16 protein-coding genes are annotated in these 20,945 nt (G+C 64.9%); 8 read left to right on the top strand and 8 right to left on the bottom strand.

Going from position 1 to position 20,945, the window contains the following annotated elements; translation table 11 throughout:
* Positions 1 to 85: 85 nt before the first annotated feature.
* The 3 genes from IFU00_08735 to IFU00_08725 are packed head-to-tail and all read left to right on the top strand — an operon-like array spanning position 86 to position 5,285.
* Positions 86 to 1,183 carry an amidohydrolase family protein gene (locus IFU00_08735; protein MBD8542365.1) on the top strand — a complete coding sequence of 366 codons (1,098 nt, stop codon included), beginning with the start codon at positions 86 to 88 and terminating at the stop codon, positions 1,181 to 1,183.
* On the top strand, positions 1,180 to 3,879 hold the full coding sequence (locus IFU00_08730; protein MBD8542364.1) for an alpha-galactosidase: 2,700 nt from the start codon (positions 1,180 to 1,182) through the stop codon (positions 3,877 to 3,879). The genes IFU00_08735 and IFU00_08730 overlap by 4 nt, the downstream gene beginning before the upstream one ends.
* A complete protein-coding gene (locus IFU00_08725) occupies positions 3,876 to 5,285 on the top strand; it encodes a DUF4832 domain-containing protein (GenBank protein MBD8542363.1) in 1,410 nt (469 codons plus the stop codon). Before IFU00_08730 ends, IFU00_08725 begins: the two co-directional genes overlap by 4 nt.
* 31 nt (positions 5,286 to 5,316) lie before the next feature.
* Here IFU00_08725 and IFU00_08720 read toward each other — a convergent pair whose 3' ends face one another.
* The 6 genes from IFU00_08720 to IFU00_08695 form a co-directional block, all read right to left on the bottom strand.
* Positions 5,317 to 6,084 carry a DeoR family transcriptional regulator gene (locus IFU00_08720; GenBank protein MBD8542362.1) on the bottom strand — a complete coding sequence of 256 codons (768 nt, stop codon included), beginning with the start codon at positions 6,082 to 6,084 and terminating at the stop codon, positions 5,317 to 5,319.
* A gap of 78 nt (positions 6,085 to 6,162) precedes the next feature.
* Entirely contained in the window at positions 6,163 to 7,131 is a 969-nt protein-coding gene (locus tag IFU00_08715; GenBank protein MBD8542361.1) for an N-acetylglucosamine kinase, read from the bottom strand.
* Positions 7,115 to 8,299 carry an SIS domain-containing protein gene (locus IFU00_08710; GenBank protein MBD8542360.1) on the bottom strand — a complete coding sequence of 395 codons (1,185 nt, stop codon included), beginning with the start codon at positions 8,297 to 8,299 and terminating at the stop codon, positions 7,115 to 7,117. The genes IFU00_08715 and IFU00_08710 overlap by 17 nt, the downstream gene beginning before the upstream one ends.
* Positions 8,293 to 9,603 carry a D-tagatose-bisphosphate aldolase, class II, non-catalytic subunit gene (locus IFU00_08705; GenBank protein ID MBD8542359.1) on the bottom strand — a complete coding sequence of 437 codons (1,311 nt, stop codon included), beginning with the start codon at positions 9,601 to 9,603 and terminating at the stop codon, positions 8,293 to 8,295. Before IFU00_08705 ends, IFU00_08710 begins: the two co-directional genes overlap by 7 nt.
* Before the next feature lie 3 nt (positions 9,604 to 9,606).
* The gene (locus tag IFU00_08700) at positions 9,607 to 10,578 is read right to left on the bottom strand and encodes a DMT family transporter (protein ID MBD8542358.1); all 972 of its coding nucleotides are present in this window, start codon (positions 10,576 to 10,578) and stop codon (positions 9,607 to 9,609) included.
* A gap of 82 nt (positions 10,579 to 10,660) precedes the next feature.
* Positions 10,661 to 10,966 (bottom strand): hypothetical protein, encoded by a 306-nt coding sequence (locus IFU00_08695; protein MBD8542357.1) that lies wholly within the window; start codon positions 10,964 to 10,966, stop codon positions 10,661 to 10,663.
* Here IFU00_08695 and IFU00_08690 point away from each other — a divergent pair.
* The 5 genes from IFU00_08690 (at position 10,868) to proX (ending at position 18,457) form a co-directional block, all read left to right on the top strand.
* Positions 10,868 to 12,868, top strand: coding sequence for an NPCBM/NEW2 domain-containing protein (locus IFU00_08690; protein ID MBD8542356.1), 2,001 nt, complete (start codon positions 10,868 to 10,870; stop codon positions 12,866 to 12,868). The genes IFU00_08695 and IFU00_08690 overlap by 99 nt on opposite strands.
* A gap of 21 nt (positions 12,869 to 12,889) precedes the next feature.
* A complete protein-coding gene (locus IFU00_08685) occupies positions 12,890 to 14,557 on the top strand; it encodes a sodium/solute symporter (GenBank protein ID MBD8542355.1) in 1,668 nt (555 codons plus the stop codon).
* Positions 14,558 to 15,104: 547 nt separating this feature from the next.
* The gene (proV, locus tag IFU00_08680) at positions 15,105 to 16,340 is read left to right on the top strand and encodes a glycine betaine/L-proline ABC transporter ATP-binding protein ProV (GenBank protein MBD8542354.1); all 1,236 of its coding nucleotides are present in this window, start codon (positions 15,105 to 15,107) and stop codon (positions 16,338 to 16,340) included.
* Entirely contained in the window at positions 16,337 to 17,395 is a 1,059-nt protein-coding gene (proW, locus tag IFU00_08675; GenBank protein ID MBD8542353.1) for a glycine betaine/L-proline ABC transporter permease ProW, read from the top strand. The genes proV and proW overlap by 4 nt, the downstream gene beginning before the upstream one ends.
* Positions 17,396 to 17,407: 12 nt before the next feature.
* A complete protein-coding gene (gene proX, locus IFU00_08670) occupies positions 17,408 to 18,457 on the top strand; it encodes a glycine betaine/L-proline ABC transporter substrate-binding protein ProX (GenBank protein ID MBD8542352.1) in 1,050 nt (349 codons plus the stop codon).
* Positions 18,458 to 19,187: 730 nt separating this feature from the next.
* Here the strand turns inward: proX and IFU00_08665 are convergent.
* Positions 19,188 to 20,066 carry an SMP-30/gluconolactonase/LRE family protein gene (locus IFU00_08665; GenBank protein ID MBD8542351.1) on the bottom strand — a complete coding sequence of 293 codons (879 nt, stop codon included), beginning with the start codon at positions 20,064 to 20,066 and terminating at the stop codon, positions 19,188 to 19,190.
* Positions 20,059 to 20,931, bottom strand: coding sequence for an SDR family NAD(P)-dependent oxidoreductase (locus tag IFU00_08660; protein MBD8542350.1), 873 nt, complete (start codon positions 20,929 to 20,931; stop codon positions 20,059 to 20,061). Before IFU00_08660 ends, IFU00_08665 begins: the two co-directional genes overlap by 8 nt.
* Between the last annotated feature and the right edge of the window lie 14 nt (positions 20,932 to 20,945).

The raw sequence follows: 20,945 nt of genomic DNA, 5'->3' as shown, positions 1-20,945 counted from the left end.
ATGGTACGTGGCGCCGCACAGCCCATCGCCAGCGCGGGCCGGCCTGTCAGTTCACCGGCCCGCAACACCGAGAACTGGAATCCTGATGCACACTTCTGTTTTTTCCATTGCCGTCCTGCTCGCCGGGGCCATCCCTTTCTCCGCGTACGCCGCGGACGGGTCCAGCTACACGATGGCGGACTATGCCAGCGTAGCCAAGATCGACGCGCACCTGCACCTGCACAATGCTGCGCCGGCGTTCATGGAAGCTGCCCGGCGCCAGAACTTCAAGATCCTGTCGATCAATGTCGACTACCCTGATTTCCCACCACTTGATGACCAGCAGCGCGTCGCCATCGCATTGAAAAAGCAATTCCCGCAGGACGTCGCATGGGCAGCGAGCTTCTCCGTCGATGGTTCCGCCCAACCTGCGTGGCTCGCGGCCACCCGCCACCACATTGCCGCGTCGATGGAAGCCGGCGCCGTAGGCGTGAAGGTCTGGAAGAACATTGGCATGAGCCTGCGCGGCGCCGACAAAGAACTGGTGATGATCGACGATGCGCGTTTCGCACCGCTGTTTGACGACCTGGCCCGCCAGGGCATCCCGTTGCTGGGCCACCAGGGCGAACCGCACAATTGCTGGCTGCCGTTAAAACGCATGACGGTCAACAACGACCGCACCTACTTCAAGAACCACCCGCAATACCATATGTATCTGCACCCCGAGATGCCAAGCTGGGAAGCGCAGATGGCCGCGCGCGACCGCATGGTCGCGGCGCATCCGACGCTGCACTTCGTCGGCGTGCACCTGGCCTCGCTGGAGCGCAATGTTGACGAACTGGCGGCGTTCCTCGACCGGTTCCCCAACGCGGTGGTGGACGCGTCGGCGCGCATCGGCCAGCTGCAGTACCAGAGCCAGCGCGACCGCGAGAAAGTGCGCAACTTCTTCATCAAGTACCAGGACCGCATCCTCTACGGCAGCGACATGGCGCAAGAGCCTGGCCAGGATGGGGCCGCACTGGGTCGCGAGGCCGAAGGCGTGTGGCGCATGCACTGGCGCTACTTCAATACGGCAGAGTCGTTCAAGGTCGCCGATCTTGACAAGCCCGTCCAGGGTCTCGCACTGCCGCGCGACGTCGTGGACAAAATTTACCGCACGAATGCCGAGCGCGCTTTCCCCGACGCCTGGAAAGGCCAGCCATGACCGCGCGCCGAGCATTTCTCGGGTGGCTCGGCGCGGCGCCGCTGGCCACGCAGATCCCGCTGGCCCAGGCAGCGCCTGCCTCCGCCTCCGTCACCGGCAAGGGCCATGTACGCGTGCAGGACGCCGCCGTCTCGCTGCAGTTCGACGAGCAGTTGCGTTGCCGCATCGTCAGCCTGCTGGGCAAGCAGCCTGCCGCGCTGACGGGCTTCGACACCAGCGAACACCTGGTCATCGGTGGCAAGCCGATCGGCCGCTTCACGTTGCAGAAGGCTGAGCCGGCCCCGGCCACGACGCCGTTTGGCGCCGGGCAGGCGCTGCACCTCGTCGGCCGCTCTGCGGAGGGCATCGAGAAGCGCGTTACCGTGACGCTGCTCGACGAGCATCCGGGCGTGGCCTTGCTGGACGTGCAGTACGTGAATACCGGCGCCAAACCGCTGACGATCGACGCCTGGGTGAATGGCGCGCACCGCCTGGCCGCCGCGCCGCGCCATGCAGGCGGCTACTGGACCTATTCCGGCGCCAGCCACGCCGACCGGCGCGACTGGGTCCAACCCGTCAAGCGCGGTTTCGAGCAAGGCAACTTCCTCGGCATGAACGCATCCGACTACGGCGGCGGCACGCCAGTCGCGGATGTCTGGCGCCGCGACGTCGGCCTGGCCGTCGGCCACCTGGCGCTACAGCCGCTGCTGGTGTCACTCCCCGTCAAGGCGGTCGGCAATGCGGTCGACATCGCGCTGCGCGGCGACGTCCCGCAGACGCTGGCGCCAGGCGCCACGCTGGCCACGCCGCCCACGTTCATCGCCGTGCACCGTGGCGACTTCTACGTACCGCTCGACCGCTACCGCCGCCTGATGGCCGCGCAGGGCCTGGCAGCTCCCGAGCCGCCGCAAAGCGCCTACGATGCGCAGTGGTGCGCCTGGGGCTATGAACGCGATTTCTCGCTCGACTATGTGCGCGCCACGCTGCCCAAGGTGCAGGAACTGGGCTTCAAGTGGGCCGTGCTGGACGACGGCTGGCAGGTCAAGACCGGCGACTGGACGCCCGACCTCGCCAAATTCCCGCGCGGCGGCGACGACATGAAGGCGCTGGTTGCCGACATCCACGCACGCGGCATGAAGGCGCGGCTCTGGATCGCGCCACTTGCCGTGGCCCCCGGCAGCGACGAGCTGCACGAGCATACCGACCTGCTGCTGCTCGACGAGACCGGCGCGGCCCAGGACGTGACCTGGTGGAACTGCTTCTACCTGTGCCCTGCCTACGAAAAGACGCAGACGCGCCTGGCCGCGACGCTGCGCATGATCATTGCGGACTGGGGCTTCGACGGCCTCAAGGTCGATGGCCAGCACCTGAACGGCGTCGCGCCGTGCTTCAATCCCAAGCACCAGCACAAGCGCCCCGAGGAATCGGTCGAGGCAGTCGCCGACTTCTACAAGGTCATGCACGATGTGGTGCATGCGGCCAATCCGGAAGCGGTGCTGGAGGTGTGCCCGTGCGGCACCAGCTACGCCTTCCACAACATGCCATACATGGACCAGGCGCCATCGTCCGATCCGCTGTCGAGCTGGCAGGTGCGCCACAAGGGCAAGACACTCAAGGCACTGATGGGCCCGTGGTCCGCCTATGCGGGCGACCACGTGGAACTGAGCACGGGCGGACAGGACTTCGCCTCCAGCGTCGGCATCGGCGCGGTCGTCGCCACCAAGTTCACATGGCCCGTGGACCCGAAACCCAAGGACTCGTTCCTGCTGACACCCGAGCGCGAGGCGCACTGGCGGCAGTGGGTAGACCTGTACAACAAGGGGCGCCTGGCCGAAGGCCGTTACCGGGGCGAGCTGTACGACCTGGGCTTCGACAAACCGGAAACCCACGTCGTGGAGCAAGCTGGCGCGTTGCACTACGCGTTCTATGCCGATCGCTGGGATGGCATGGTCGCCTTGCGGGGCCTCGGCCCAGGCACCTGGACGGTCCGCGACTCGCTCAGCGGCAGCGTATTGGGCAAGGTGTCGGCCGACAAGCCAACGCTGCCGCTGCGCTTCACCCACAGCCTGCTGATCGAAGCGCGGCCAGACGTTCCCGATCTGCTGCCTGTGGCGTTTGCCAGCAGGGTCCCGGCCGTGGGCACGGACGGCTTCCCGCACGCATCGCAATGGGCCGATGCGCCCACGACCTTCTTCCGCCACGACTGGCAAGGCAAGCCGCTCGCCGGCCCACAGTCGACCCGTGTCCAGCTGCTGCGGGGCGCGGGCCACCTGTACCTGCGCTTCATCTGCAAGTACGAGACGCTCACCACTTTCGACCAGGCCGGTTCGGCAAGCGCCATCTGGCCATTGTGGGAGCGCGATGTCGTCGAGGTGTTCCTGCAGGCGCCGGATCGCGCCGGACTGAAAAGCTATCGCGAGGTGCAGGTTGCGCCCAACGGACTGCTGCAGGAAATCGCGATCGAGGTGTCGGGCAAGCGGCGCATCGATGGCGGCAGCCGCGCCAGGGCGCATGTCGATGCGGGCAACAAGGTCTGGACAGCCGAGCTGGCCATACCAATGCAGGGTGGAGACGGCTGGCGCCTGAACCTGTTCCGCGTCGAAGGCCCCGAAGCTGCCGGTGACAACCGCGTGCATTCGGCGTGGAGTCCGACCCGCACTGCGGCGCCCGACTTCCACGTGCCAGGCGCGTTCGGCCGGTTGCTGATCGGCGCATGATGCTGCAGCGCCTGCGTCCCCTCGCCCTGCTCGTCATGCTGTCGGCGCATGCCCATGCCGGGCAGTCGGCAGACCGCCCCTCAGGCAGTCCCGTCGAAACAACGTTCCAGGCGTCGATCGACGAGATCGCCAACCCCGAGCGTGGCATGTACGTCTGGGCGGCCGACAACCTGGCGGCGTGGACGCAGGCACAAGCCGATGCACAGTTTGCGGCCGGCTACCGGATCGTCTACGCGCCGGTGCGGCTGGACGCGCATGCGGGCCACGCGCTGCCCGCGACGCTGCTTGCCGACGTGACGAAAGGGTTTGCGGTTGCACGCCGCGCCGGCCTGAAAGTCATCCCGCGTTTCATGTACAACTTCCCGGCAGGCGAAACCGCTTACCGGGCGGCGCAGGATGCGCCGCTCGAGCGCGTGCTGGAACATATCGGGCAGCTCAAGCCGGTCCTGGCGGCGAACGCGGATGTCATCGCGTATCTGCAGGCTGGCTTTATCGGGGCCTGGGGCGAATGGCATACCTCGTCGCACGACCTGACCCTGCCGGCGCGGCGCACGCAGATCCGCGCTGCGCTGCTGGCCGCGCTGCCGCCGGACCGCTTCCTGCAAGTGCGCTATCCACCTTATCTGATGGCATGGGCGCCAAAGGCGCCGCGCTGGCGCGACGGTTCGGCTGTGGCACGCATCGGCGTGCACAACGACTGCTTCCTGGCATCCAACACGGATGTCGGCACCTACAGTGAGAATGCAGCGACCCGGCAGCGCGAGCGCGCCTACGTGGCCGCGCTGTCGACGACAGCGCCATTCGGCGCCGAAACCTGCAATCCGGCCGATGCAGTCAAACCGACGCCACGCACGAACTGCGAGGGCATCCTGCGCGAAGGCCGGCGCTTCGGCCTGACGTACCTGAACGACAGTTATTATCGCGACCTGTTTCACAAGCGCTGGCAGGCGCAGGGTTGTCTGGCGCAGGTCAAGCGCAGCATGGGCTACCGGTTCGAGCTGGTGACGTTGCGACACAGCCCGCACATCGTGGCTGGCCAGTCGGGTGAACTGGTGCTGACCGTGCGCAACAGCGGCTGGGCCCGCGCCTTCAACCCGCGTGGTGTGCAGATGCTGCTCCGGCATCGCGCTACTGGCCGGGTCGTGCGGCTGTCCGCGGCATCGATCGACCCGCGCGCCTGGCTGCCGGGGCAGACCAGCACCGCAACCGCAAGGGTTGCGATCCCGGGCGGCACGCCCACTGGCGCCTGGGACATGCTGTTGGCCTTGCCGGATGGCGCAGCGTCGCTGGCCGACGACGTGCGCTACAACGTGCGGCCTGCCAACGCCGACGATGCCGCCAAAGCGCAGGGATGGGATGCACCGCTGGGTGCGTTTCGTACCGGGACGACGCTGCATATTCTCTGACGTGGTGCCACGCCGTGCGCGCGTGGCCGGCTTACTCGGCGATCAGGAGTTCAATGCCCGCCTCGCGCAGGCCATCCCGGTATTGCGGACTGATATCGCCGTCGGTGATGACGGTGTGAACGCGGTCGAGCTGCACGATACGGTGCAGGCTGATGAAGCCGAACTTGGAGGAATCGGCGAGCACGATGACCTTCCTGGCGCGCTCGACCATCTTGTGATTCAGGCTCGCTTCCGCCTCGTGGTGGGTCGTCACGCCGAACTGCAGGTCGAGCCCATCGACGCCCAGGAACAGCTTGTCGAAACTGTAGGCCTGCAGGCAGGCTTCGGCCTGCAAGCCCTGGATCGACAGCGCCTGCTTGCGCAGCAGGCCGCCCGTCAGAATGAGGTCGACACCGGCCGCGTTGACCAGCTCCCACGCGATATTCAGGCCATTGGTCAGCACCGTCACGTTCTGCACGTCGCGCAGGTGGCGCGCCAGCGACAGCGTCGTGGTGCCCGAATCGATGATGATGTTCTCGCCCGGCTTGACCAGGCGCGCAGCCAGCGCGCCGATGCGCTCTTTCTGCTCGTGATTCAGTGCGTCTTTTTGCGACACCGTGTGTTCGGTCGGCGGCATGCGTGCCAGCGTGGCGCCGCCGTGGCTGCGGATGGCCAGGCCCTGCGCCTCGAGCGCACTCAGATCGCTGCGGATCGTGACGGCCGAGACGTTGAGTTGCTTGACGAGTTCGCTGACCTGGACCGAGGCTTGTTCGGTAAGAGCTTTAAGAATGGTGTCGCGGCGCTGACCGGTTTGACCCATGATTGGATACGCAGATTTAATAAAAAAACAGCTTACCAGATTGGCGCACGACCGGCACGCCATGTGCTTGCCGGCGCATCATTGCGTGCCTGCCAGGCGGTCGAGCGCTGCCGGGTTCAGCGGTATGCCGACCTGGTGCGCCGCATACACGGCCGCACCGAGCACGGGCGGCAGGCGCGGCGCCATCAGGCGATAGGCGCCAGCGCTGCTGGCCGCGAGCATGCGGGCAAACGGCGCGCGCAGCGGGCCGTCCACACCGAACAGGCCGCCCGAATACGAGACCGTGACCTCGGTGCCTGAATCGACGCCAAGCTGGCCCCGCACCGCATCGACCAGTGCAGCCACCTCCAGCGCCGCCGACTCGATGATCGCTGCTGCCTGCGCATCGCCCAGCGCCGCCGCTTCGGACACGAGGCGCGACAGCGCGGCCACCTTGCTGCGCTCCCCTTTGAGGTCGCCATAGACGACCTGACACAGGTCGAGGTCGTCCTGCAGCTCCAGGCGCGTGCGCAGCAACCCATGCAGCGGCCCGCGTGGCGCGCGGCCATCGCTCATGCGCGAGAACAGCGCGAGCCCGGCCCGCGCGATCCAGTGGGCCGAGCCCTCGTCACTGAACAATTCACCCCAGCCGCCGGCACGCGCGCCCTGCCCGCCGATGCGCCCATAGGCCATCGAGCCAGTGCCCGCGATGACGCTGATGCCGTCGGCACAGGCCAGCGAGCCGGCCCAGCTGCACACCATGTCGTTGTCGCACAGGTAGCGCCCGTGGCCCAGCACGGTGCGCGGCAGCGCATCGAGTTGCGCCTGCACGGCGCGGTCTTCGCCATACGCGGGCAAGCCGAAGAACGCGAACGCGACGTCGTTCGCGGTCACGCCGGCGGCCGCGAACAACGCGGCGCAGCCGCGCGCCAGAACGTCAGCCGCACCTTCCATGCCGACTTCGAGGTAGTACGCGCTGCTCTGTTCATTGCGCGCCAGGACCTGCCCTTGCCGGTCGATCAGCGCGAACGCCGTCTTGGTGCCGCCGCCGTCAACCCCGAGAAACATCGCTGTCCTCCGCCAGTGGGTAGATGGTAACGCCCTGCACCACGCGATTGACGGTGCCCGACACGCTCGGGGTATCCGGACGCAAGCCCAGTGCCAGCGACTGCAGCAGCGCGAAGGCCTGGCAGAACACGATGTAGGGCAGCGCCAGCGCCAGATCCGGTGCCTGCCCGACCGCGTCCAGCGTGATGCAGGCGTCACCCAGCGCCGGTTCATCGCGGCCGCTCAGCGCCAGCACGCGGCCGGCCCGGCCATCACTGCGCAGCTCGCGCAGCAGGTCGAGGTCATAACGGCGGGCACGGGGATCGTTCGACAACAGCACGACGACCAGCGTGTCGGCATTGACGACCGTCTTCGGCCCATGGCGAAAGCCCAGCGGCGAGTCGAACAACGCGACGACCTGGCCATCGGTCAGTTCCAGCAGCTTGAGCGAGGCTTCACGGGCCAGCCCGCGCAGCGCATTGCTGCCAAGGTAGACCACGCGGCTAAATTTCTGCGCCACCAACCCGTCCAGCAGCGGCAGCATTGACGCCAGCACCTGCGCGGCCGCCGCCGATGGCCCGGCGGTGGCGCCCGGCGCCAGCACGCCGAACGCACCCGCCGCAGCCAGCAGCATCGAGGTGAAGCTGGTGGTCATGGCGAACCCGCGGTCGTGCGTGGCGTCCGGCAGCAGGATCGCATGCGCATTGGCGCGGCCCTGCGCCATCCGGCACAAGGCGCCGTCGGCATTGCAGGTGATGACCAGGTGGTAGATCTCGTCCACGACCCCGTCGGCCAGATCGACTGCGGCCACGCTTTCCGGGCTGTTGCCCGAGCGGCCGAACGACACGAGCAGCGTCGGCACCTTCGGCTGCAGGAACTGGCGTGGACCCGACACCAGGTCGGTGGTGGGCACGGCTTCCACGCGCCAGCCGCCGCCCAGCAACGCCGGCGCGAGGCATTCGCCGATGAACGCCGAGGTGCCGGCGCCCGTCAGCACGATGCGCAGGTCGGGCTTCGCGAGCAAGGGCCCCAGGAACGCGTCGAGCGCGCTGCGCTGATGGGCGACCAGTGCCTCGATCTCGGGCCAGACGGCCGGTTGCTGCGCGATTTCGCGCGCGGTAGCGCCGGCGCCGGCGGCATCGAGCCGCTCCGCATCAATGCCCAGAATATTCTTGTCTGCTACTAACATGCTTCCAACTCCTTCGTTGCGGCCCCTGCCATGCAGGCGGCCATGTATTGGCGCAGCACCCTGGCCACGCCCTCTTTGAGCAGATCGACGGGCTGGTTGCATAGCCGCCCTTCACGCACGGCGTCGTATTGAAACGGCAGGTACTGGCTCAGCAGGGTGAGCGGCGGCGGAGTACGCTCCAGACTGGCCAGCAGGCGCGCCTGCGCGGCCTGGATGGCAGGATGCGGCCAGTAGTAGCGGATCCGGTCACTCAGGCTGTATTGCTGGTCGAAGCGGGCGCGGCGCGGCTCATTGTCGTAATACTTTTGCCACTGCGCCGGCTCGGCACGCATCACCTCCAGCACCGTGTCCTTGAACCCGGAACCCTCGCTGTCACCCGCCATCGCGGCCTCGATATCGGCCAGCGCCCACAGCGTTTCACGCAGCGCGAACGTCGCGCCCGGGCCCACCTTGAGGATCGCAAAATGGCCGGCGACGAGCGCCGCCAGGTTGGCCGCCGTCTGGTAGTCGGTCGAATGGGCTTCATAGACCAGCGTGGGCACGTCTTCGATCATGCGGCCGAGCTCCACGGCGCGCTCGGGCCGGAAGTCGATCACCTTGTGGTGGTCGAATTCGACGCCCGGCTGCACCACCAGGCCGACCACGCGTGGCCACGCCCCATCCAGTCCGGCAGCAGCAAATGCGGCGCGGTGCGCCGCGATGGTCTGCGTCGCCGCGGCGGGTGTCGTGACGCTCAGCTCCGCCAGGTCTTCATGCGCGCCACCCGGCACCGGCACTTCGGTGCCCACCACATACACGGGCGCCTCACCGCCAGCCGCCTGCCAGGCCCGCTCGGCAACGGCGCACAGCCGCGCAGCCCGCGCAGCCACGACCTCATCCTGCAGCGGCACCGGGTCGCCGGCGCACGACATCGAGCAATCCAGGTGGATCTTGCGAAACCCCGCCGTGACATACTGTTCGATCAGCACCTCGGCCTTCGCCATGGCGGCATCCGCGTGCTCGCCTTGCCAGGCATTGGGGCCCAGGTGGTCGCCACCCAGCAGCACCCGCTCGCGCGCCAGGCCGACGCGGTCGGCGATGGCGTAGACGAAATCGCGAAATGCGCTTGGGGTCATGCCGGTGTAGCCGCCATCCTGGTTCACCTGATTCGACGTCGCTTCGATCAGCACCGGCTGCGCCGGCCCGGCCGCGAGCGTTACTTCCATCGCCGCCTCGAGCACGATCGGATGCGCCGAGCACACCGCGTGGATCCCGACCGCTTCGCCGGCCTTGTGCCGGCGCACCAGATTCAACATGTAGTCCATTTGTCAGGCTCCTTCGGTTGATTCGGCAGGCGCGACGTCGTCCGCCTGCAGCGCAAGAAACAGCGCGGCCGCCAGCGCCAGGCCGATGCCGGCCAGGCGGTAGCCGCCCGGTACGGCGCCGGCCAGCGCCATCGCGATCACGGTTGTCAACAGCGGCGCGCCGGCATTGACCAGTGGCGACACCGTCAGCGCCTTGCCATGCCGGAAGGCGTACACGAGCGTCAGCGCACCGATGGCATTGAGCACCTGGGTGGCGGCGGCCAGCAGCGGCCCGGATGGCCCGTAATTGATCGGCTGCGAGAAATCGGTCATCGCCAGCGCCACCGGAATGCACAGCAGCGCACTGGCGGTCATGTAGAAGAAAATGCTTTCGGCATCCATCCGCGTATTGGCCAGCTTGATGAAGTACGCCTGCAGGCCCCATGCGACCAGCACCCCGATGGCCAGCACGAACCACAGACCGTACTGCTGCGGTGCGCCGCCCGGGTTGAAGTCAAACAGCGGCAGCGCGCATACGGCCAGCACGATGCCGAGCACGCCCATGCGGCCCGTACGCTCATGCAGGAACAGCAGCGAGAGCACGATCGTGATGACGGGAGAAAGCGAAATCAGCGGGAAAATCAGGTAAGCCGGGCCGGCTTTGACTGCATAGAACAGCACCATCTGGCCACCCGCGCCCAACAGGCCAATGGCCAGCCCGTAGCCCACGGCAGTGCGGTCGCGGCGCACGCGCCAGCCGGAGCGCGCCAGCACGAACAGCGCCGGCGGGACCATCGTCAGCGCCCACACCACATACACGAGCGTTTCGGGAAAACCGTTCTGGGTGGGCAGGCCTGCGAACGCGCCCCATACGCCCCACAGCAGCGCCGTCGCCAGCGCGTAGCCGAGCCAGCGCGGCTTGGCAGCACTGGCGGGAGCTTGCGCAGGCAACGTCGTCTTTTCCAGGGTATCTACTGGATTCACAGGGCCACCCATGCTGTCATCCAATTTGTGCCGTACTCGACGCCATCGCTCGTTGTGCTTTTCATCCGAATCCTCTCCGCCAGGTGCGTTAGTTTCAAACGTTTTCGTTGCTACCCATGCGATAGTAAAGAAGTGCCAAACGAAAAGCAAAGTCTTTCCAAATATTTTCGCTTTCGCGTGTTTTCGCCGACAAAATCGCGCCTTTTATTTTCGAATACTTTCGATTACCATCAGGACGACGGACGCATGCGCCGTCCGACCCTTTCCCGCCCGCAGACAAATTCATCGTCAGGAGATTTGCATGAACCATCGCTGGACTGAAGCACGTGAACCCAAACCCTGGACCGTTGTCTGCGGCAGCCTGGCTGCTGCCCTGGCCTTGTCGGTGACGCAGGTTCATGCAAAATCTTTGGATGATCCCCTGGCCCCGGCAGGCCGCTGGGAAGGCAACACGAGCGGCAGCGCCAGCACGCCCCCGATGGGCTGGAACAGCTGGAACGCGTTCCGCACGGAAGTCGACGAAGGCAAGGTCATGGGCGCGGCGAAGGTGCTTGCCGACAGCGGTCTGGCAAAGCTCGGCTACAACCATGTCATCCTCGACGATGGCTGGTGGATGAAGCGCCGCGCCAGCGATGGCCGCCTGCAGATTCGCACCGGCATCTTCCCGTCTGCCGCCACCGGTGGGCCGGACGGCACCAGCTTCAAGCCGTTCACCGACAAACTGCACGCGATGGGCTTCAAGGCGGGCATCTACACGGACGTGGGCCGCAATGCATGTTCGCAAGCCTACGATCTGCATTCGCCCAACCTGCCACAGGGCACGACAGCGGAACGCGAAGTGGGCCTGGACGGCCACGTCACGCAGGACATCAATCTGTACTTCAAGGAATGGGGCTTCGACTACCTGAAGATCGACGCCTGCGGTCTGGCCGATTTCATCCCGGGCTCGGACCTGGTCAAGAAGCAGAGCTACCGCGGCATGGCGCCGCTCATCGAACGCGGGTCGATCAACCGCACGGAGATCGGCGCCGTGCGCGCCCGCTACGAGACCGTTGCGGCGGCCATCAAGGCCGCGCGCCCGCTGGGTGATTATGTGATGTCGATCTGCGCCTGGGGCATGGCCAACGTGCGCAGCTGGGGCAAGGATGTCGGCAACCTGTGGCGCACCAGCGCCGACATCACGCCAAGCTGGACCAGCATGCTGCACAACTTCGACAGCGCGGCCAAGCGCGCGCTGTACGCCGGCCCCGGCCACTGGAACGATCCCGATATCCTGCACATCGGCCATGGCGAATTCGATGCCAACAATCCGGTCGAAGTGCGCTCGCATTTTTCGCTGTGGGCGATGATCAACGCGCCGCTGCTGATCAGCTATGACTTGCAGCATGGTCCGGCGTCGCTGCTCGCCGTCCTGGGCAATGCGGACGTTATTCGCCTGAACCAGGACAAGGCCGGCCACCAGGGCATCGTCGCCTACGATTCCGACGATGCGCAGATCATCGTCAAGACACTGGGTGACGGGCAGCGCAAGGCAGTGGCGCTGTTCAACCGCGGCGCGGCGCCCGCACCGGTGACGCTGCTGGCGATGCACCTGAAACTGGCGGATGGCGCACCGGTCACCCTGCGCAACCTGTGGACCAAGGAAACCCTCACCTTTACCGGCGAGAAGGCCTTTACGCTCGCGCCGCACGAGACGCTCGTGTTTGAAGCGCAAGGCAAGCGCCAGCTGGACAACGGTGTGTATCTGTCGGAGATCCCGGGATCGATCAACGTTGCCGTCGACGGGACGCGCCAGCCGCAACTCGATCCGACCGTGCACCGCATGATCGATCCGTGGTCGAGCACCCGCTCCGGTGGCTCGCGGCCCCAGTACGCGGGCTGGGGCGGCGCGCAGCCGGATGCAACGCCGTTTGGCCAGAGCCTGCAGGTAGCCGGCCAGGTGTTTACGTCGGGACTTGGCGTGCTGTCGAATTCGCGCCTTCAGGTGAAGAACGATGCCGGCTACGCGCGCTTGACCGCCTCGGTTGGCGTGGATGATTCGACTGAAAACACGGCCGAGCTGGTGCGCTTTTACGTGTATGGCGATGGAAAACTGCTGGCTGAAAGTGCGCCGGCGCGGTTCGGATCGAAGGCTCAGGCATTGACGGCCAATGTGCGCGGCGTGAAGGTCATTGAACTGGTGGTGCGGGATGCCAGGACCGGCAACGCGGTGCCTGTCGTGACGACCTGGGGCGACGTGCAGCTGACGCAGGCCGGTGCCGCTGCGCCGGGTTCGCGAACGTCGGGCAGCGACCGCATCTGAGTGCCGGGACACGACAACGTCATGACCTCATTCACCAGCCTCGATACCCTCGTCTTCCTCATCTACTTCGTGGCCATTTCGGCCTACGGCATCTGGATCTACTGGAGCAAGAAACGCTCGTCCGGCAAGGCCACCCACGACTTCTTCCTGGCCGAAGGCTCGCTCACGTGGTGGGCCATCGGCGCCTCGCTGATCGCATCGAACATCTCGGCCGAACAGTTCATCGGCATGAGCGGAGCGGGCTTTCGCATCGGCATGGCGATCGCGGTGTATGAGCTGATGGCTGCGGCGACCCTGGTCATCGTTGCCGTGTTCTTCATGCCGATCTACCTGAAGAACCGCATCTATACGATGCCCCAATTTCTCGAGCAGCGCTATGGACCGGCGGTGGCGGCAACGATGGCCGTGTTCTGGCTTGGCCTGTATGTGGTGGTCAACCTTACCGCCATCCTGTACCTTGGCGCGCTGGCGATCAGCAGCATCGCGGGGCTGAATGTACTGGCCTGTATGCTGTTCCTGGCCGTGTTCGCCACCGTGATCACGCTGGGCGGCATGAAGGTGATCGGCTATACCGATGTGATCCAGGTGCTGTGCCTGGTCATTGGCGGGCTCGTTACCACCTGGATTGCACTCGACCTGGTGGCGGCACTGGCCGGTGGTCAGGGTGCGGTGCGTGGTCTGAGCGAACTGTATCTGCGCGCCGGCGAGCATTTCAATATGGTGCTCACGCGCGACGATCCGAACTACATGGATCTGCCCGGCATGTCGACCATCATCGGTGGCATGCTGATCGTGAACCTCAACTACTGGGGCTGCAACCAGTACATCGTCCAGCGCGCGCTGGGCGCCAACCTGCACACGGCGCGCAAGGGCCTGCTGTTCGCCGCCTTCCTCAAGCTGCTGATGCCGGTGATCGTGGTCTTGCCCGGCATTGCGGCCTATGCGCTCGACAAATCCGGCACGCTTGGCGACGCCATGCGGCCGGGTGGCGAACTCAATCCGGACCGCGCCTACCCTACCCTGCTGGCCCTGCTGCCGGCCGGGCTCAAGGGGCTGGCGTTCGCCGCCCTTGTTGCAGCGGTCGTCGCGTCGCTGGCCGGCAAGGCCAACAGCGTCGCGACGATCTTCACGCTCGACGTCTACAACAAGCATGTCAACCGCGCGGCCAGCGAGCAGCGCATGGTCTGGATCGGCCGGATCTCGGTGGTGGCGGCGATGGCCATTGCCGTGCTGCTCGCACCCTTGCTGGGGATCGACAAAAAAGGCGGCTTCCAGTACATCCAGGAATACACCGGGTTCGTGTCACCCGGCATCCTGGCGATGTTTTTGCTGGGCTTTTACTGGCGCAAGACCACCGCTGCGGCGGCCATGTTTGCCACAATTGGCGGGCTGGTGTTCTCGGTGTTTCTCAAGTTCTTGCCAATGATGATGGATCTGGGGTTTCTGGCGCCGATCGGTTTTGCGGTCAATAACGGCGCTGGTAGTTACGAAATCCCGTTTCTTGATCGGATGCTGATTGTGTTTGTCATGGTGGTCATTGGCATGGTTTTGTTGAGCACTACGGCGCAGCGCGACGGCAGCAACAAGCGCATGGTGATCGACCGGTCGATGTTCCGGGTTGATCGCGGATTTGCGGTTGGTTCGGTGGTTATTTTTATCGTGCTGGTGGCGATTTACGGCGGTTGGTAGTTTAAAGTCACGTTGTCGCGCCAGTTCGATTTGTCGTTCGAAGGGAACGAGATCGGCAGCGCGCTTATGTTCACAGCCGGGGCCGTGTCCGAATGTCAGACCTGACCCCGGCTTGTGACCCCGGCTTGTGACTCCGGCTTGTGACCCGGCTTGGTACTGCTGCAGCAACCATGTTTCACCGCAAAAAGCAATTGTCCTTTGACATCATTGCTGTTATAATTGCGGCCCTTTTACAACAAAACCTCCGGTAGCACACCTGCTATCGATCGCTTTCCATGCCGTGCATGGGGACCGAACCCTGGGCCAACCGCCCGCATCAAGCAACGTTCGCCGCATCGCGGTTGAACGCTACTCAGCGTCACTAACACGCACACAGCATCCGGCACGCACTGCGCATGTCGCGAGCGCCGCCACGCCTTTGGCATTGTCGCCGCGTCGACAGGCCAGGCACCGCTGTCTGCATCACCACCATGTCGCGATCTCCGCCGCGGGCCTCGTTGCCTGCGGCGATTTCATTTCATTCGACAGATCGAGGGAGAACCACACCGTGGCAAAACAAATCATCATCGACCAGGTCTTCAAAGTCTTCGGCGATCAGCCGGAAGCCGCCCTGGACCTGGTTCGCCAGGGCGCCACCAAGCAGGACATCCTGGCCCAGACCGCCTGCACCATCGGCGTGTTCGACGCCAGCTTCACGATTGAAGCCGGCGAAATTTTCGTCATCATGGGCTTGTCCGGGTCGGGCAAATCGACCATGGTGCGGATGCTCAACCGCCTGATCGAGCCAACCGCCGGGCGCATCCTGATCGACGGCAATGACATCAATACCCTGCCCGATGCCCAGTTGCGCGCGCTGCGCCGCAAGGATATCAGCATGGTGTTCCAGTCGTTCGCGCTGCTGCCGCAACTTACCGTGCTCGACAACACCGCATTCGGCATGGAGCTGGCCGGTACGCCGAAGGCCGAGCGCCATGCGCTGGCGTTGCAGGCACTGGACCAGGTGGGCCTGGCCGGGTATGGCGCCAGCTATCCCGACGAATTGTCCGGTGGCATGCAGCAGCGTGTGGGCCTGGCCCGCGCGCTGGCATGCGATCCCGCCATCCTGCTGATGGACGAAGCGTTTTCGGCGCTCGATCCGATCATGCGCACCGAGATGCAATCGGAGCTGCTGCGCCTGCAGCAGATCAAGCGCCGCACCATCGTATTCATCTCGCACGATCTCGACGAAGCCATGCGCATCGGCGACCGGGTCGCGATCATGAAGGACGGCCATGTCGTGCAAGTGGGCACGCCCGAAGACATCCTGCGCCAGCCTGCCAACGACTACGTGCGCAACTTCGTGCGCGGCGTCGATGCCGCGGCCGTGTTCAAGGCCGGCGATATCGCCCGTAAAAGCCAGATCGTGGTGTCGGAGTCGCCCGCGCGCGGCTCGCGCGCAGCGCTGTCGATGCTCGAAGAACAGGATCGGGCCTATGCCTACGTCGTCGACCCGCAGCAAAAATTCCTGGGCGTGGTCTCGGCCGACTCGCTGCGCAGCGCGCTCGACGGCCACGTCGGCCCGCTGGGCCTGGCGCATGCCTACCTGCCCGATGTCACCACCATCGATGCCGATGAGCCGGTCGCCGGCCTGTTCGGCCAGGTCGCACAGATGCCGTATGGCGTGCCTGTGGTGACGAACGATGGCAAATACCGCGGCGCCATCAGCAAGACCACCCTGCTGAAGTTCCTCGACCGCGATACGCCGCCCATCGCCGCACCAAACCACCCGAAAGGACAAGCATGAATTCCGGCACCGCTATCGCGACCGCGACCCAACCGGTCACCCCACAAGCTGAGCAGATCAATCCATGGCTGCCGACGCCGCCGCGCGATACCTCCTGGCTCGACGCCGCGCCATCCGCATCGCCCGATCAGGCTAGCCTCGGGCTGTCCGACCTGCTGAACGGCTCGCTGTCGCTCCAGTCCGGGATCAATGACGCGCTGGGCTGGGTGGTTGAACACTTCCGCCCATTCTTCAAGATCGTGCGCGCTCCCATCGATGCCACGCTCGACGCCGTCAGCGCGCTGCTGCTGGCTGCGCCAGCGCTCGCGGTGATCGCCGTCATCGGCGTGCTGGCCTGGCAATTCACCACCCGCACGCTCGCCATCGGCACCGTGGTGGCGCTGCTGATCGTATCGGTGCTGGGCATCTGGTCCGACGCCATGATCACGCTGTCGCTGGTGCTGACGTCGCTCGCGTTCTGCATGGTGATCGGCTTGCCGCTGGGGATTTTCCTGGCCAGCAGCGATCGTGCCCAGAACCTCCTGCGCCCATTGCTCGACGCCATGCAGACGACGCCGGCCTTTGTCTATCTGGTGCCGGTGGTGATGCTGTTCGGTATCGGTAATGCGCCAGGCGTGATCGTGACGATCATCTTTGCGCTGCCGCCGCTGGTGCGCCTGACCAATCTCGGCATTCGCCAGGTGCGGCCCGACCTGATTGAGGCAGCGCGCGCCTACGGCGCCTCGCCGTGGCAGTTGCTGAGCCGCGTCCAGTTTCCGCTGGCGATGCCATCGATCATGGCCGGCATCAACCAGTCGCTGATGCTGTCGCTGTCGATGGTCGTGATCGCTTCGATGATCGCCGTCGGCGGCCTTGGCCAGATGGTCTTGCGCGGCATCGGCCGCCTGGACATGGGTCTCGCAACCGTGGGTGGCCTGGGCATCGTGCTGCTGGCAATCACGCTGGACCGCTTGACGCAATCGATGGGACAGCCGCGGCGTGGCGTACGCCACTGGTACCAGACTGGCCCGGCCGGCCTCATCCTGCGCCTGACGCGCGGCAAGCCACAATCATAAAAAGGAACACGAATGCATCGCATGAAAAAATTCACAATCAAACACCAGTCACGACGCATGTTTCGCTGGATCGCCACCATCGCGCTTGGCGCACTGGCGCTCACTACCCACCTGGCCATGGCGCAAACGCCGGCAGACAGCCTTCCCGGCAAAGGGATCAAGGTGCAAGCGCTGCAAAGCCCGGTGGCCGAAGAGACGTTCCAGACCATGCTGGTCGACCGTGCTCTGGCAGCGCTGGGTTACGCACCGCAACCCATCAAGGAAGTGGAATACCCCACGGCCCACATCGCCATTGCCAACGGCGATGCCACATTCCTGGCGGTGCACTGGGATCCCTTGCACAAGGATTTCTATGACAACGCCGGCGGCGATGCCAAACTGCTGCGCATGGGCGAGTACGCCGGGCCGGCCGCCCAGGGCTACCTGATCGACAAGGTCACCGCCGACAAGTACGGCATCACCAATATCGGCCAACTGCGCGAACCGCGCCTGGCCAAGCTGTTTGACAACGACGGCGATGGCAAGGCGGACATGGCCGGTTGCAATCCGGGCTGGGGCTGCGAAGCGATGATCGAGCAGCAGATGGACGGCTTCAAGCTGCGCGGCACGGTTACGCATGTGCAGGGTAATTACTCCGCACTGATCGCCGATACCATCGGCCGCTTCAAGCGCGGCTCGCCGATCCTGTATTACGCTTGGACGCCGTACTGGGTCAATGGTGTGCTGATTCCGGGCAAAGATGTCGTGTGGCTGCAGGCACCGAAGACGGCGTATCCGGGCAAGCCCGATACACGCCTGCCCGATGGCAGCGACTACGGCTTTGCCATCAACACGACGCGCTTTGTCGTGAACCGTGCCTGGGCCGAGAAGAACCCGGCAGCCGTGAAGCTGTTCCAAGTGATGCGCTTGCCGATTGCCGATATCGATGCGCAGAATGCGCGCATGCGCAGCGGTGAGAATTCCCAGGCCGATATTGCGCGCCATGTGTCGGGGTGGATCAAGTTCCATCAGAAGGAATTTGATGGGTGGATTGCACAGGCGCGGGCGGCGGCGACGCCGTGAGATTGGTGCGGTCATGGCGTAGTGCCGTCGGAGTGCCGGGGTTGCTCTCGGCCTGAAGGCGGTTGCCCGGCCCTGCCTGAGCCACCAGTCGAAGCCCGTGATCCAGACCGGGCTGGTGGCAGTGTCGCGGCAGGTTCACTGCAGTTCGGGGGCCTGGCTACGATGGTCGCCAACGTGCAGCGGCCGCGGCACCTGCAGCGCGACAAAGCGGCGAACGGGACTTGCCAAACGTCCCAAGCCTCAGCCTCAATGCCTGTGCGGCCTGCACGACAACCCAGTTTGCCGATGTCGCCAATGCCAGCGAGGTTCCGGCCCGCACCCGGTTCGGCATGGGCGCCAACGAAGCGATGCGCTGCATGGATCGCGTGGTCACGCTGCCCGCCCGTGTCGATAACGTAGCAGGCCGAAACCGACAGTCGGGGGAAGCGATCCGGACAGCGGTTACCAAGTGTTTGCTGCGTCGCGCACGTGCGTGCTGTCCGCGAAGGTCGAACTCCAGGCAACCGGTCCGTTTCTGACGGCGCGCCGCATAGCGCCAGCGCCCTGTGAAGTTAGTCATCGGCGGCCCCCCCCCTCGCCTGCAAGCCTGGTTGATTAACTGATGTCTTACTATAATTGTTGGCTCAGAAGTTTTATGTTTTTGGCGTGTCTTAAGTTGGTTAGTTACGTTTATTGGAGATCTGCCTCCTCGATCCAGATTCTCGGCAGACCATCATCCAGCGACTCCGCTTCACTCCCTGAACAAGTGCCGCGGACTGCCAGCGACCTCGGGACGAATGGTGTACAAGTCCCCGGCGCCCGGATACTCGTCCAGTTCCGAGGCCGTCATGGCAAAACGTGCTGTGGTGATGAACAGCGTCCCCAAACCGTCACCGCCGAAGCAGCAACTGGTGGGACGCGGCACCGGCATGGCAACGCGATCGGTCAAGTGCCCGTAGCGGTCGTAGCGCAGCAGGCATCCGCCGTTGAACTGACAGACCCATACTCCTCCAGCCTGATCCAGGGCAATGCCATCGGGACGCCCCAGTTCGGCCGGCGTCGCGACGAACAACGTCACTGGCCCAAGTACGCCCTCGGCTGAATACGCTGCCCGAAAGATCGAGCGGGCAACGGAATCGACGAAGAACAGCGTGCGCCCATCTTCTGACCAGGCAAGCCCATTGGGCAGTGCCAATCCCCGATGAATCACTTGAGCATTCAGCGCGCTGTCGTAGCGGTACAGCGCGCCGCTCTTGCCGCTCGGCCCCTCGTCCATGAAGCCGGTGACAAACCGTCCCTGCGGATCACAGGCGCCATCGTTGAAACGATAGCTTGCCCCGTCATGGACGGCGGGAGTGTGCCTGCACACCTCGCCAGCCTCCACATCGAACATCCTGGAGGAGGCATCTTCAGTGAAGATCAGATTGCCTTTATCGGTCAGTGCCAGCGCACCGATACGCATCGCCGATGTATATATCGTCTCCACCTGTCCTTGCGGAAGCAGCATGTTAATCTTGCCCCCGGAGATATCGACGAAGTACAAAAGCCCCTTGCGCGCATCCCACACGGGACTTTCGCCAAGATCGGCGCGGATATGGGCGATCTTGCGCAAACCATGATCGTCACGCATCGCTGAACTCCTTGATGCACGGCCAGTTCCGGGCGATGTCTTCCATGCTTGCGCATGCGACCCGCGCCAGGTTCTCGGGGTAAATGACCCCATGGTTTTCGCAAAAGCGCGTCGCGGTGAACTGACCGTTGCTGGCGCGCAGGATGACGCCCGTGTCCTGGCACAGCGGGCTGGCCAGATACAGCACGCCAGGGGCCACACTCTCCGGCAGGAGATCCTCGGGTGGCTGCGTGATCCCCCACATGCGGGTCTTGGCAACAGGAGAGACCGCATTGACCAGAATGCCATGCGGTGCGCCTTCCATGCTCAATGCATTCATGATGCCCACCTGGGCCATCTTCCCGGCGGCGTAGGCCGCCAGGCCCGGCTGCGCGTACCGCTGGTACATGGCGCGGTCGGACGTAGTCAGCACAACCCGCGCCGATGAAGACCGCTTGAGGTGCGCCCAGGCATGCTTGCTCAACCAGACTGGCGCACGCACGTTGATGCCAATGGCGCGCTCGAGGGAATCGTCTTGCTGGTCCTCAATGTATTGATAATTTACCCACCCGGCGTTGTGGATCAGAATATCGAGCGCACCGAATTGCGCGATGGTCAGTTCCACGAGTTGCTTGCAGCCAGCCTCATGATCCAGCCGCCCATTGTGTGCGATCAATCGCCCGTCGTCGGCCCGCAAGGTGCGCGCCGCCTGGGCCATCAAGTCCTCATTGGCGCCCTCGCCAGCCCGATCGGTGCCGAGGTCGCTAGCAACTACACACGCGCCACGGTCAAGCAGCGCCTGCGTATAGGCCCGCCCAAGCCCGCGCGCGGCGCCGGTGACGATAGCGACTTTGCCTTTAAAAATTTCATCTGTCAGATGTGTCATCGTGAATCTCCCTG

It is taken from the genome of Oxalobacteraceae sp. CFBP 8761 (genome assembly GCA_014841595.1).
In the GTDB taxonomy this organism is placed as follows: Bacteria; Pseudomonadota; Gammaproteobacteria; order Burkholderiales; family Burkholderiaceae_D; genus Telluria.
The sequence above is the reverse complement of the archived record's forward strand: the minus strand, read 5'-3'. Positions and strand labels throughout refer to the sequence as shown.

What these genes read in the sequence shown, in the direction of transcription:
- IFU00_08695 (MBD8542357.1), bottom strand. Translation starts at nt 10,966, where the DNA reads ATGAACCTGCGTCACCGACAAGGCCAGGGCAGCAGCCAGGCTGCCGCA.
- proX (MBD8542352.1), top strand. Translation starts at nt 17,408, where the DNA reads ATGCATCGCATGAAAAAATTCACAATCAAACACCAGTCACGACGCATG.
- IFU00_08660 (MBD8542350.1), bottom strand. Translation starts at nt 20,931, where the DNA reads ATGACACATCTGACAGATGAAATTTTTAAAGGCAAAGTCGCTATCGTC.
- IFU00_08730 (MBD8542364.1), top strand. Translation starts at nt 1,180, where the DNA reads ATGACCGCGCGCCGAGCATTTCTCGGGTGGCTCGGCGCGGCGCCGCTG.
- IFU00_08710 (MBD8542360.1), bottom strand. Translation starts at nt 8,299, where the DNA reads ATGTTAGTAGCAGACAAGAATATTCTGGGCATTGATGCGGAGCGGCTC.
- IFU00_08725 (MBD8542363.1), top strand. Translation starts at nt 3,876, where the DNA reads ATGATGCTGCAGCGCCTGCGTCCCCTCGCCCTGCTCGTCATGCTGTCG.
- IFU00_08720 (MBD8542362.1), bottom strand. Translation starts at nt 6,084, where the DNA reads ATGGGTCAAACCGGTCAGCGCCGCGACACCATTCTTAAAGCTCTTACC.
- IFU00_08665 (MBD8542351.1), bottom strand. Translation starts at nt 20,066, where the DNA reads ATGCGTGACGATCATGGTTTGCGCAAGATCGCCCATATCCGCGCCGAT.
- IFU00_08700 (MBD8542358.1), bottom strand. Translation starts at nt 10,578, where the DNA reads ATGGGTGGCCCTGTGAATCCAGTAGATACCCTGGAAAAGACGACGTTG.
- IFU00_08690 (MBD8542356.1), top strand. Translation starts at nt 10,868, where the DNA reads ATGAACCATCGCTGGACTGAAGCACGTGAACCCAAACCCTGGACCGTT.
- proW (MBD8542353.1), top strand. Translation starts at nt 16,337, where the DNA reads ATGAATTCCGGCACCGCTATCGCGACCGCGACCCAACCGGTCACCCCA.
- IFU00_08685 (MBD8542355.1), top strand. Translation starts at nt 12,890, where the DNA reads ATGACCTCATTCACCAGCCTCGATACCCTCGTCTTCCTCATCTACTTC.
- IFU00_08715 (MBD8542361.1), bottom strand. Translation starts at nt 7,131, where the DNA reads ATGTTTCTCGGGGTTGACGGCGGCGGCACCAAGACGGCGTTCGCGCTG.
- IFU00_08735 (MBD8542365.1), top strand. Translation starts at nt 86, where the DNA reads ATGCACACTTCTGTTTTTTCCATTGCCGTCCTGCTCGCCGGGGCCATC.
- IFU00_08705 (MBD8542359.1), bottom strand. Translation starts at nt 9,603, where the DNA reads ATGGACTACATGTTGAATCTGGTGCGCCGGCACAAGGCCGGCGAAGCG.